Source organism: Streptomyces sp. NPDC091282 (assembly GCF_044757385.1).
Lineage (GTDB): Bacteria > Actinomycetota > Actinomycetes > Streptomycetales > Streptomycetaceae > Streptomyces > Streptomyces gramineus.
Window position 1 is genome coordinate 665116 of record NZ_JBIVUX010000001.1, and the last position, 11434, is coordinate 676549.

15 protein-coding genes are annotated in these 11434 nt (G+C 72.8%); 6 read left to right on the forward strand and 9 right to left on the reverse strand.

Annotation, left to right across the window (positions count from 1 at the left end; genetic code table 11):
• Positions 1 to 27: 27 nt before the first annotated feature.
• A complete protein-coding gene (locus ACIQOE_RS03020; RefSeq protein WP_401409281.1) occupies positions 28 to 657 on the forward strand; it encodes a 1,4-alpha-glucan branching protein in 630 nt (209 codons plus the stop codon).
• 17 nt (positions 658 to 674) lie between these two features.
• On the opposite strand, the gene ACIQOE_RS03025 is transcribed toward ACIQOE_RS03020, so the two are convergent.
• A complete protein-coding gene (locus ACIQOE_RS03025) occupies positions 675 to 908 on the reverse strand; it encodes a ferredoxin (RefSeq protein ID WP_351325517.1) in 234 nt (77 codons plus the stop codon).
• Positions 909 to 914: 6 nt separating this feature from the next.
• Positions 915 to 2372, reverse strand: a complete 1458-nt coding sequence (locus ACIQOE_RS03030; protein WP_401409285.1) for an aldehyde dehydrogenase — start codon at positions 2370 to 2372, stop codon at positions 915 to 917.
• Between the two features lie 126 nt (positions 2373 to 2498).
• Between ACIQOE_RS03030 and ACIQOE_RS03035 the strand changes: the two genes are divergently transcribed.
• Positions 2499 to 2735, forward strand: a complete 237-nt coding sequence (locus ACIQOE_RS03035) for a hypothetical protein (RefSeq protein ID WP_399008257.1) — start codon at positions 2499 to 2501, stop codon at positions 2733 to 2735.
• A gap of 132 nt (positions 2736 to 2867) precedes the next feature.
• Complete coding sequence (locus tag ACIQOE_RS03040; protein WP_401409288.1) at positions 2868 to 3950, forward strand: MBL fold metallo-hydrolase; 1083 nt, start codon at positions 2868 to 2870, stop codon at positions 3948 to 3950.
• Between the two features lie 24 nt (positions 3951 to 3974).
• Here ACIQOE_RS03040 and ACIQOE_RS03045 read toward each other — a convergent pair whose 3' ends face one another.
• Complete coding sequence (locus ACIQOE_RS03045) at positions 3975 to 4421, reverse strand: SRPBCC family protein (RefSeq protein ID WP_362639601.1); 447 nt, start codon at positions 4419 to 4421, stop codon at positions 3975 to 3977.
• Between the two features lie 224 nt (positions 4422 to 4645).
• Between ACIQOE_RS03045 and ACIQOE_RS03050 the strand changes: the two genes are divergently transcribed.
• Positions 4646 to 4921, forward strand: coding sequence for a response regulator transcription factor (locus ACIQOE_RS03050; protein WP_401409291.1), 276 nt, complete (start codon positions 4646 to 4648; stop codon positions 4919 to 4921).
• Between the two features lie 66 nt (positions 4922 to 4987).
• Here the strand turns inward: ACIQOE_RS03050 and ACIQOE_RS03055 are convergent, their stop codons facing one another.
• The 4 genes from ACIQOE_RS03055 to ACIQOE_RS03070 form a co-directional block, all read right to left on the reverse strand.
• Entirely contained in the window at positions 4988 to 5590 is a 603-nt protein-coding gene (locus ACIQOE_RS03055; RefSeq protein ID WP_401409294.1) for a TlpA family protein disulfide reductase, read from the reverse strand.
• The gene (locus ACIQOE_RS03060; RefSeq protein ID WP_362639607.1) at positions 5587 to 6051 is read right to left on the reverse strand and encodes a hypothetical protein; all 465 of its coding nucleotides are present in this window, start codon (positions 6049 to 6051) and stop codon (positions 5587 to 5589) included. The genes ACIQOE_RS03055 and ACIQOE_RS03060 overlap by 4 nt, the downstream gene beginning before the upstream one ends.
• A gap of 93 nt (positions 6052 to 6144) precedes the next feature.
• Positions 6145 to 7350 carry a hypothetical protein gene (locus ACIQOE_RS03065; RefSeq protein WP_365569636.1) on the reverse strand — a complete coding sequence of 402 codons (1206 nt, stop codon included), beginning with the start codon at positions 7348 to 7350 and terminating at the stop codon, positions 6145 to 6147.
• Positions 7351 to 7418: 68 nt separating this feature from the next.
• A complete protein-coding gene (locus ACIQOE_RS03070; protein WP_365561656.1) occupies positions 7419 to 7928 on the reverse strand; it encodes an RICIN domain-containing protein in 510 nt (169 codons plus the stop codon).
• Between the two features lie 199 nt (positions 7929 to 8127).
• On the opposite strand from ACIQOE_RS03070, the gene ACIQOE_RS03075 reads away from it, so the two are divergent.
• Positions 8128 to 8610, forward strand: a complete 483-nt coding sequence (locus ACIQOE_RS03075; protein WP_362639611.1) for a DUF3515 family protein — start codon at positions 8128 to 8130, stop codon at positions 8608 to 8610.
• A gap of 65 nt (positions 8611 to 8675) precedes the next feature.
• Here the strand turns inward: ACIQOE_RS03075 and ACIQOE_RS03080 are convergent, their stop codons facing one another.
• Positions 8676 to 9128, reverse strand: a complete 453-nt coding sequence (locus tag ACIQOE_RS03080; RefSeq protein ID WP_401409299.1) for an XRE family transcriptional regulator — start codon at positions 9126 to 9128, stop codon at positions 8676 to 8678.
• A gap of 215 nt (positions 9129 to 9343) precedes the next feature.
• Here ACIQOE_RS03080 and ACIQOE_RS03085 point away from each other — a divergent pair, with 215 nt between their 5' ends.
• Positions 9344 to 10420: a hypothetical protein gene (locus tag ACIQOE_RS03085; RefSeq protein ID WP_351325508.1), complete on the forward strand. Its 1077-nt coding sequence runs from the start codon at positions 9344 to 9346 to the stop codon at positions 10418 to 10420.
• Positions 10421 to 10486: 66 nt separating this feature from the next.
• Here ACIQOE_RS03085 and ACIQOE_RS03090 read toward each other — a convergent pair whose 3' ends face one another.
• Positions 10487 to 11134 (reverse strand): aminoglycoside phosphotransferase family protein, encoded by a 648-nt coding sequence (locus ACIQOE_RS03090; RefSeq protein WP_351325507.1) that lies wholly within the window; start codon positions 11132 to 11134, stop codon positions 10487 to 10489.
• Positions 11135 to 11434: the final 300 nt, after the last annotated feature.

Below are 11434 nucleotides of genomic sequence, written 5' to 3' on the forward strand. Positions count from 1 at the left end.
TCCGGCGCCGCGTGGAGAATCGGCCCCATGGCACTCATCCACCGCACCACCCTCAAGCCCGCCAAGGTCGACCTCCTCGCCGGCTGGCTGCCGACCCGCTCCTGGTACCACGGCCCCGCCGCACCGGAGTTGGTGAAGGCCGGCGGGTTCCGGCTCGACGACCCGGCGGGCGAGGTGGGGATCGAGTTCATGGTCGTCACCGAGGGCACGGACGCCTACCTGGTGCCGCTCACCTACCGCGCCGCGCCGCTCGACGGCGCCGGGCACGCGCTGCTCGGCACCATGGAACACGGCGTGCTCGGCACCCGCTGGGCCTACGACGGCTGCCACGACCCCGTGCTGACGGCCGGGCTGGCGGCCCTGGTCGAGGGGCGCGCGGCGGCCCAGGCGCAGAGCCTCACCGACACCCCCGACCGGGAGGTGGCCCGCGCGTACGGCGGAGTGGATCCGCTGCCCGGCCTCGGTGTTCCCCTCGACACCGACGGGAGCACCGAGTTCACCCTCGCGGGCGGCGGCGCGGTGCTGGAGCTGCGGCGGGTGCTGGTGCCCGGCTCACAGCCGGCCGCCGGCACCCGCGGTCATGTGACCGGGGCCTGGCAGCGGCCGGACGGCACCCGGGTCAGGGGGCTGTTCGCCGCGGTCGGCCCCCGTCGGTAGCCGGGCGGGCGCGACGGTCAGTCCTCGGGCGGGAAGACGGGCTCCCCGCTGCCGAGCAGGGTGATGGTGATCGCCTCCACCGGGCAGTTCTCCGCCGCGTCGAGGATCCGGCCGCTGGCGTCCGTCTCCGCGTCGACGGGGTGGGACTGCATGGCGGAGTCGAGGCGGAAGGCCCCGGTGGCGCGGTTGACGCACTGGGCCGAGCCGATGCAGATCGAACGGTCGACCTCGACGTGCCAGCGGTCCCCCATCCCCGCTCACCCCTCCCAGCCGGCCGGGAGGTGGATCATCTTGTGTTCGAGGAACTCGCCGTACCCTTCCGGGCCGAACTCCCGCCCCAGACCGGAGTTCTTGTAGCCGCCGAAGGGGCCCAGCATGTCGAGGCTGAAGGTGTTGACGGAGTAGGTCCCGGTGCGGACCCGGCGCGCGACCTCGATGCCGTGCGCCACGTCCGCCGTCCAGACGCTGCCGCTCAGCCCGTAGTCGGAGTCGTTCGCGATCTTCAGGGCCTCGGACTCGTCGCCGTACGGGAGGAGGCAGATCACCGGGCCGAAGATCTCCTCGCGGGCGATCCGCATGGAGTTGTCGACGTCGCCGAAGAGGGTGGGCTCGACGTACCAGCCCCGGTCCAGGCCCGGCGGCCGGCCGCCGCCGGTGAGGATCTTCGCGCCCTCCTCCTGGCCGATGCGGATGTAGTCCAGGTTCCGCTGCTGCTGGCGGCGGGCGACCAGCGGGCCCACCTGGGTGGCCGGGTCGAGCGGATCACCGACCTTCAGGGCGTTGGCCGCGGCCGCGAGGGCGTCGGCGAACTCGTCGTAGCGGGAGCGCGGGGCGAGGATGCGGGTCTGGGCCACGCACGCCTGGCCGTTGTTCATCCAGGCCGCGGGGACGATCCCGGCGACGGAGGCGGCCACGTCCGCGTCCGGCAGGACGATCGCGGCCGACTTGCCGCCCAGTTCCAGGGTCACCCGGGTGAGGTTGCGCGCGGCGACCTCCATGACCCGCTTGCCGGCCGCGACCGACCCGGTGAAGGAGACCTTGTCGACCCCCGGGTGCCCGACCAGGTACTCGCTGACCTCGCGGTCCGCCGGGAGGATGGACAGGACGCCGTCCGGCAGCCCGGCCTCCCTGGTGATCTCGCCGAGGACGTAGGCGTCCAGCGGCGACTCGGGGGACGGCTTGAGGACCACCGTGCAGCCGGACAGCAGCGCGGGAGCGAGCTTGGCGGCGGCGACGAACTGCGGCACGTTCCACGGCACGACCGCCGCCACCACTCCGACCGGCTCCCGGCGCACCAGGATCCGGCCCAGCGCCCCGTCGCGGGTCTCCTCGTGGGTGAAGTCGCGGGCCACCCTGATCGCCGCGTCCCACACCATCATCGCGCCGAGGGCCTGCGCGAGCACGCTCCACGAGTACGGCGAACCGTTCTCGGAGGAGATCACCCGGGCGATCTCCTCGTGCCGCGCGGCGATCGCGTCCTTGATCCGGGTGACGACCTCGACCCGCTCGTCAAGGCTCGTCCGCGGCCAGGGCCCCTCGTCGAAGGCTCGCCGCGCGACCCCGACCGCCCGGTCCACGTCCTCGCGCGAGGCGTGCGGCACCCGCCCGAAGACCTCCTCGGTGTGCGGCGACACCACCTCGATGACGTCCTTGCCCAGAGGGTCGGTCAACTCCCCGCCGATGAACAGCTGTCCATGCTCCAGGAACTCGGTCATGGCACCCCACCACCCTTCCTGACGATGTCTCAGAACTGATACCAGTTCTAGTTGGAGTTGGCCAGGGAGAGGGTCCGGTGCGAAAAGGCGGCGCAGCCGTCTCCGCCACGGCGATAAGGTCCGCGCATGAGCGGGGAGACCGAGGCGCACGGCGCCGTCACGGAGGACAGCGGCACGCCGGCGGGAAGCGCCGGACCGCCGGCGGCATCGCGCTCCCGGCGGGCGTGGGGTCAGGTCGCCGGGAAGGCCGCGGGCGCCGCGGTCCTGCTGGCCGTGGCGGCGGACCGGCTGGGCCTGCACTTCTTCCTGTTCGTCGCGCGGGTCGCCGTGCGCGCGTACGCGCTGTTCGGCACGACCCGCTGAGCGGGACCGTGCGCTCGTGCGCGGCGCCCGGCGGCGGCCGTGCGTGAACTTCTCCGCGGACCATCGGATGTGTAACTGGTTCTAGTTATAGTGAGCGGTGGCCGGGCGGCGGTGCGGGGGCGGAGGCGACGGATGGCGGACAGTCGGAGCGGACAGGACGAGCCGGCCGCGCCGGAGGCGGCGCCCGCCGTGCACGACCACGGCGGCGGCGTACGGGCCGTCGAGGTCCCCATTCCGGACAACCCCCTGGGCCACACGCTGGTGTACGTCGTGGACACCGACCGCGGACCCGTCCTGGTCGACACCGGATGGGACGACCCCGGGTCGTGGGACGTGCTGACGGCGGGGCTGGCGGCGTGCGGGACGGCGGCCGGCGAGGTGTACGGGGTCGTCGTCACCCACCACCACCCCGATCACCACGGTCTTTCGGGGCGGGTGCGGGAGGCCTCCGGGGCCTGGATCGCCCTGCACGCGGCCGACGCGGCCATCGTGCGGCGGACCCGGGAGACCCGGCCGGAGCGGTGGTTCACCTACATGACGGCCAAGCTGGAGGCGGCCGGCGCGCCCGAGGAGCACGTGGCGCCGCTGCGCGGCGGACCCCGGCGGCGCACCTCCCTGCCGGGCCTGTCCCCCGCCCTCCCCGACCGCGAGATCGTCCACGGCGAACTGCTCGACCTGCCGGGACGCCGGCTGCGGGGCGTCTGGACGCCGGGGCACACACCCGGCCACGTCTGCCTGCACCTGGAGGAGGACCATCCGGCCGAACTGCCCGGCCGTGGACGCCTGTTCTCCGGCGACCACCTGCTCCCCGGGATCACCCCGCACATCGGCCTGTACGAGGATCCCGACGACGCGACGGTCACCGACCCCCTCGGGGACTACCTCGACTCCCTGGAACGGATCGGCCGCCTGGCCCCCGCCGAGATCCTCCCGGCCCACCAGCACGCCTTCACCGACGCACCCAAGCGGGTACGGGAACTGCTGGACCACCACGAGGAACGCCTCACCGCCCTCCGGGCCCTTCTGCAACAGCCTCTGACCTTGTGGCAGTTGGCGGTCCGCATGGAGTGGAACCGGCCATGGGAGCAGATCCCCTACGGATCGCGGAACATCGCCGTCTCGGAGGCCGAGGCGCATCTGCGGCGCCTGGTGAAACTGGGGGTGGTGGAGCCGGTCGCGGGGAGCGAGCCCGTGGCATACGTGGCGGTGCGGTGATCCCGGACGGGCAGGGAAGCCGTCTCAGAGGTGGGCTGCCAGATAGGCGTTGCGCGCCGTGATGAGTCGGGGCATGTAGCGGCCCAGGACGACGGAGTCCGCGAGCCGTCCGAGGGGGCCCAGAGGCGACGCGAAGTCGATCACGTCGGTCATGAGGGTGCGGCCCTGACCGTGTGCGACGAAGCGGTGCTCGTGCCGCCAGTACCTGAAGGGGCCGGCTTCCTGCTCGTCGACGAAGGCGAGAGGCCGGTCCCAGGCGGTGATGCGGGCAGTCAGCCGCCAGGTCAGGCCGAAGTGCCGGGCCTGGAAGGTCACTGTCCCGCCGAGCGCGAGCCGGCCGCTGGTGGTGCCTGCCACCGCCCGCTCCGAGGACGTGGCCATGGAGCGGGTGTGCGCCTCGACATCCAGGCACGCGTCGAACGCCTGCTCAGGAGGAACCGGTAGCACGGTGGTGATCTCGAAGTGCGGCACACCTACATGTTACCAACTGGTAATTGGTCCGATTATTGGGCGTGTTCGCGTCAGTACCCTGGGATAGGTTGGCAGTGCCTTCGCGGCATCCGGGGCACGGGGCTCTGCTGGAGAAGTGCGAAGGCGGAAAGGGTCGTCGGATTTTGTCGAAACGATCCGCTGACAAGAAACCGTCCTGTCCGTTCCGGCGCTCGGGGAAGGATCCGGTCGCCGAGCTACGGAAGGTGAACCTGCTGACGGAGCGGGAGAAGGAAGTGCTGCTGCACCTGGGAACCGGAGCGGGAAACCGTGAACTGGCGAGTGAGTTGGGCATCGCGGAACGCACGGTGAAGGCACACATCCAACGGATTGTGATGAAGCTCGACCAGAACAGTCGGCTCGAAGCCGCGGTGCTGTCGGTGCTCGCCCATCACCTGCTCTGCTCCGACCCGCACTGCACCCGCTGCGCGGCAGGCGCCGCACATGCCCGGCGCACCGGCGCTCTCCTTCTGACCACGTGAGGAACGGGCCCGGAAGACATGACCGGTCTTCCGGGCCCGCTCTCTTCCGGACGCCGCAGAAGAGCGTCAGGAGGCGCCGGGCGCGGGTCCGCGGGCCGGAGCGGCCGACGGGAGCAGCGAGGCGATGACCTTCCCCATGCCGGCCTCGGTCACCGCGCCCATCCGGGACGCCGTGACCCTCCCCGCCGGATCGACGACGATCGTGTAGGGCAGCGCCTGCGTGTTCACCAGACCGCGCGGGAAGCGCAGCCCCAGCCGGCCCTGCGGGTCCAGGAGCGACGGGTAGCCGAGCCGGAACTCCTTGGCGAAGGCGCGCCCGTCGCCACTGGTGGCATCGTTGTTCAGGCCCAGGACCCGCACACCGCGATCGCCCCACTTCTGCTGGATCTTCTCCAGTTCAGGAGCCTCGGCCCGGCACGGGCCGCACCAGGACGCCCACGCGTTGATCAGTACGACCTTGCCCCGGTAGTCGGACAGACGGACGGTGCGGCCGTCCAGCGTCGTCCCGGACAGGTCGGGCGCCGCGGGGCGCTCGCCTTCGCTCAGGGTTCTGCCGAGAGGGTCGGAGGGACTGGTGTCCTGGAAGGAGGCGGAGCCCGCGCAGCCCCCGAGCGCCGCGCAGGCCACCAGCACCGTCGTCACCGCCGCGTACGGGCGCGACGCCGTCATCGCGAGGCCGGCCGGGCGGGAGCGGCATGGGTGCCCGCCTCAGTGAGGACGACGTCCAGGTGCCGGGCCCGCCAGGCGCTCAGCAGCCAGGCGGCGGGCAACTGGAGCGTGAACAGGGCGAGTACGGCCACGACGAACGCGGCATCGGCGGGCGCCGCGTCCCCCGCCGTCCAGGAGGACAGGCCCGCGCAGAGCAACAGCACCGCCAGGTAGGCCGAACCGTCGATCAGCGGCACACGCCACGCCGGCAGGGGATCGGTCAGGCGGCGGGTCAGCGTCAGGGTGACGGCCGCCGCCACCAGGAAGCCCGCATTCCACGGATCCCCCACCCAGGTCGAGACCCAGCCACCGAGGCCGCCGGAGGCGGCTTGCCAGGCGAAGTCGACCACGGCTCCGGTCAGCCAGGACAGGACGGTGATGGTGAGCGCGTAGCGGATGGCCCCGCGCCAGGTGACGGTCATGTCACGTTCCCCCTCGTGGGTCACGGGCCATTGGTCGATGGCCCCTTCGCCGATCATTGTCCTCCTGGCATGCCGGAGCCGGGCGACGGGTCGTCAGTAACCGCCGCTGTTGCCGATCGTGCCCCGCTCGCACGAAGGCTGCGACAGGCACAGGAGGCTGCGCATCCTCGACTGGTGCACGGTCTTCGAGGTGTGGCTGCTGCCGCTGGTGTAGCCGTAGAGATACATCTCGTGGTCGGGTGCCTGCCGGTACTTGCCGGAGACGTAGAAGTCACCGTTGCGGGCGAGGCGGGCGTCGTAGAAGACACCGATGCCGGCGCGGCGGGCGCCGCCGGACGGGCAGAAGGGGTCAGTGGCCTCGATCTGCCCGTGGACGGCACGGGTCTTGCCGTCGAAGCGGGTCTTGGTGCGGAAGTCGATGCCGCTGGTGGACGCCTTGCGCCGGTCGACCTCCACGCCGTGGCTGTTGTAGACCCTCGTCACGCCGGTCTCGGGGAACAGGTCGTACGGGGACTTCGTCCAGTAGACGACCCCGCGCAGGCCGGCTCGGAACGAAGGGCCGGTGACCTTGTTGGAGAAGCCGCGGTCGTCGCCCCTGTACTTGTAGCCCCTGGTGTACTTGCAGCCGGAGATGCCACGGAGTTCGGTGGGGATGGTGGCCCACTTCTGGCGGATGAACGACCGCCACACCACCGCGGTCTTGGTGTACCTCCGCGCCCTCGCCTCGACCTGCCGGGCGGTCCGGGTGAGCGCCGCGGCGTCGTCGCCGGCGGGTACGGTCGCGGTCAGGCCCCAGGTGTGGCCGAGACCGGAAGCCTCACCGGTGATCTGGTAGCTGACCTCGCTGCCCGCGCGCACGCCGGTGTCCCGGAGGCTGTGCCCAGCGGTGTGCGCGATCTCGGCACCGTTGCGGAACACCGTGTACCGGCCGGCGCCGAGGTCGGGCCAGGACAGGTCGACGAAGCGGGACGAGGCCGCCCAGGCGGCACGTTCGTCCTTCTCCGGGGAGCCGGCGAGCGTGATGTCGGCGACGACCTTCTGCCCGCCGTCGGTGAGCAGTTGGGTGTCGGTCGCCCTGCCGATGTAGGTGGCGACCGGCCTGACACCGGCCGTGCGGCCGGCCAGGGCCGACTTCCCGGTCGCGAAGCGGCCGCTGTCGGCGTCGAGGACGAACACGGCCTTGCCGGCCGGTGCCACGCTCGGTTCCCCGGCGTAAGCGGGCGTGAGCGAAGGCGTCAGAAGCACGGCGGGCACGGCTGCCGCCCCGAGGATCCGCGGCAGGGATCGCTTCCACTGCATGTGTGTGTTCCCCTTGGTCTGGACTTGGTTGACGGCTCTGCGGGAGTTCCGGAGACCACTGGCCCGGGTCAGGACAGGCCCCATTCCTGACGGCTCCGGCCGGCGGAGCCGTTGACGTCGGTCTTCTCCAGGTAGGGCTTGGAGCCCGAGCGGGTGGAGTTCGAGGCCAGCGACTTGTTCTTCGACACGCTGACGATGTGCGAACCCGCCAGCCACCACTGGTGGTTCTTGGACGACGGATTGCAGGTGGACTGGACGACGTGGCTCCTGGAGTCCACGGCGAGGCACCTGCCCGACTTGTCGTTCTTGATCGTGAAGATCGACTGTCCGCTGTGGAGCCGCTTCAGCGTCCACCGCTGGGTCTTGTCGGTCCTGGAACACCTTCCGACCACGAGGGGCGCGTTGTTCCTGGTGCTGCCGCCCATCGACAGGCACACGTTGCCCGCCCACACGCGCTCCAGCCGGGTGTGGGCGTAGGGATCGCGGGCCTGCGCGGCAGCGCTCGCGGGGATCGCCGCGGCGGTCATGGTGCCGGCAGCCACGGCGGCGAGCACGAGCGAAGTGGTCGATCTACGCATGACATCTCCCTGGTCGGCCCTCTGCTTGGCGGACTGAACGTAGGCGCGAAGTCCGCTGCGCGTAACGTCCGTTGGGGAGGTGACCAGGAGGGCAGTGCCCGAAAGGGAGGTCGGCCGGGCCTGGTTGGAGCCGTGCCGCCCGGTGCCTTAACGTGCTGGTCGACCCGCCCGCACCCCCATCGGAAAGAAGACCGTCACCGTGCCTTCCACCCGCCGAACCCGGCTCGTACTCGGCGTCGGGGTGTGTGTCCTGGCCTCGGCAGCCGCCGTCACCGTCTACGCCTACGACCACCGAGATCCCGGCGTACCGGCCGCGCGGGGCGCCGACGCCCCGCACTGCCGCCGCATCACCGATGCCGCGCCCGGCTCGCTGGGGGGTCTCACGCGCTGGGACAGCGACGCCTCCGGTGTGGCCGTGTGGGGTGACCGGGCCATCGTGCTGCGGTGCGGGGTGACGCCTCCGGGGCCGACCAATGATCCGTGTTTCGCGGTCGACGGCGTGGACTGGGTGATCGACGCACGGCAGTCCACTCACACCCGCCAGGTCATCGTCACCTACGGCCGCACCCCGGCCACCCAGGTGGTGTTCTCGGGCGGGGGCCGGACGGACGCCGCCCTGATCGGCCTGTCGCGCCTGGTCGCCCCCATCCGGCAGACCTCGCACTGCCTCGATTCCGCCTGATCGGCGCGGGTGCCTTCTCGCGGGCCGCGACCGCTTCCGAAAACCGGGGCCGGCTCGGGCTCCGGCTAGGCGACAGCCTGGTCGGCCGGGTTCCCGGACGTGATGGGCATCTCCGGCAGGGCGGCGAGGGTGGTCAGCTGACGCGGGTTCATCTGCGGGGCACGGGCCGCCAGCCGGACCAGGCCGCTCTCGCGCAGCCGGGACAGCGGGTAGGCCCGCGCCTCCAGCGCCTGGAGTACCGGCTGGCGTGCCTCGTACAGCGCCTCGTGCTCGTCGGCGGTGAAGAAGCCGGGCGTCAGCCCGAAGAACCGCCGCAGCCGGTCGGTGTGTTCGAGGCCCGGCAGGCCGCTCCTGCGCCACTCGCTCAGCCACTGCCTGCTGGTGCCGGCGACCGTGGCGAGCTCGCCCGGCGAGTACCGCTCGCCGTCGGGACGACGCCGGTTCTCGCCGATGAAGTCCGGCCGCTGCCACACCCGTTCGGCCTGCTCCACCTCGTGTCCGGTCGGCCGAGCGGACACGAGGTCACCGAATTCGTCGGTCCGCTCACCAGAAGTGACAAGTCGCACTGCGGAAATGGGCAGTAATCGTTGACATATGAAGGTTCGCCAGAAAGGATCGGGAACGATCACGTCGTCGGCCATGGTCGAACCGACCGCCCCGGGTGCCGCCTATGGGGGAGCGGCGTCGGGGACGACCAGCTGCCCCGCCTCCTCCCGGAAGGTGAGGCGAAGCGATGCCGCAGCCCGTCCTGCTCCTGGGAGCCGGCCGCCGTCGCGCGTACGACGAGTTCGCGCTGACGCGGATCGCCGCGGCCCGCCCGGTGGTGCTGGTGGACGCCGCGCCGCCCGGCTGGGCGCGCGGCAGCCTGGCCGGACACCTGGCGGCGGACCCCGGCAAGGACGGCGCGACGGCGTCCGCGGTGGTGCGGTTCGCGGCCAGGCACCGGGTCCGCGGGGTGCTGGCCCAGTCGGCCGGGTACGCGGCCGTCGCCGCCAGGATCGCCGGACAGCTGGGGCTGCCGGGCCCCTCCCGGGCGACGACCGCCGCCTGCGCCGATCCGGCCGTGCTGCGTGCCTCGCTGGCCGCCGCGACGGTTCCCGTCGACGAGCCGGGTACGCCCAGGGTCTGCGCCGAGACCGTCGTCCTGGACGGCGAGATCCGCATCGTCGCCATCACCCGTACGACGCTCGGTCCCGCACCCGCCCGCCAGCCGCTGCGGCACACCGTGCACGCCCACGACGGGCTGCTGCACAACCGTTTCCTGCGGCTGGCCGTCGACCGCACGGTGCACGCCCTCGGACTCACCCGGGGGGTGCTGCACATCGGGCTGCGGCTCACCGACCGCGGGCCCCGGGTCACCGACGTCACCCCGTGCCTGCCGGACGACCTGATCCCGCTCCTCGTCCGGCGGGCCACCGGCGTCGACCTGGCCCAGGTCGCCGCGGCCCTGGCGACCGGCGAGGTGCCGGACACCACGCCGACCCGGCAGCGGGCGGCCGCGATCCGGTTCGCCTACCCGGCCGCCACCGGCCGCCTGGACCGTCTGACGCTCGCCCCCGAGGCGGCCCGGGAACCCGGCGCCGACCGCATGATCCTCACCCGGGACGCCGGTCACCACGTCACCGCGGGGCCGCACGCGACCGTCGACGACCGGCTGGCGCTGTGGGTGGCCGTCGGCGAGGATCCCGCCGGCTGCGACGACGCCCTGCGCCGCATGGGCCGCCACCTGTCCGCGCGCGTCACCCCGGCGGTGACGGCCGCCCCGGACCAGCCCGAGGAGCAGCCCACGGTGCCGGACCTGCACGGCTGACGGGACCCGGCGCATCCGGCCGCGGGCCCCGTGCCCGGCGGCCGGGGCGGCGGGCACGGGGCGGGCTCAGCGCAGGGTCCGTATCAGGTCCTCGGCCGCGCCGAGCAGGTCCACCTCGTGGCGGCTCATCGTCGGGTTGGCCGCACGGCGCCGCAGGGCCTCCGCCAGCCCCTCGTCGGTCAGCTCGCCGGGGTCCGCGAGCAGCGCCGCGAGCAGGTCGCCGGCCATCGGCATTCCGCCCACCGCGACCTGGGCGAGGATCACCGCGGACATCGCCCAGTCCAGCGCGGGAGGCCCGTTCTCGGCGTTGGTCCAGTCGATGACCCGCGGCCCGTCGGGGGTCAGCATCACGTTGTCGGGATGCAGGTCCAGGTGCAGGACGCGCGAGCCGGGGTCGGCCGGGTCCCGGCCGGGCACCGCGTGCAGCCGCCGCAGCAGCGAGGCGAGCAGCGCGCCGCCCTCCGCGGGACCGGTCTGCCCCGCCAGCAGCGCCGCCAGCAGGGTCGGCCCGGACAGCCGCTCCATGACCAGGTCGGTACGGGACCCGGAGGCCCGCACCCGGGGCACCGGGTACCCGTGCCGGCCCACGTGGGCCATCACCGCGCCCTCGGCGGCCGCGTCCCCCCAGCCGTCCCGGTCACGGCGCAGCACCCAGGCCTCGTCGATCTCGTACACGTCGGCCGAACGCCCGGAACCGAGCAGTCTCCCCGTCATGGCAGGACCCTATCCAGCGGCGCCGACGCACGGCCGCCCCCCGGCCCCGGATCGGCGGCCGGTAAAGTGGCCGGGTCGTCATCACCCGTACGGGGGAAAGCCGGTGCAAACCCGGCGGCATCCCCTCCCCGGCCCCGGCTCCGCCCGGACCGGGACCTCCCCGTCCGTGAACCGCCGCACCGGCGGTGGGCCGGACCACCCCGCGCGGGACGTTGATCGGCTCAGGTGCGCCGTCACCCGTCGGCGCACGGCACCGAGGTTCACGGAGCCGAGCCGCCGGGTCGTCCCGCGCTGCCCGGC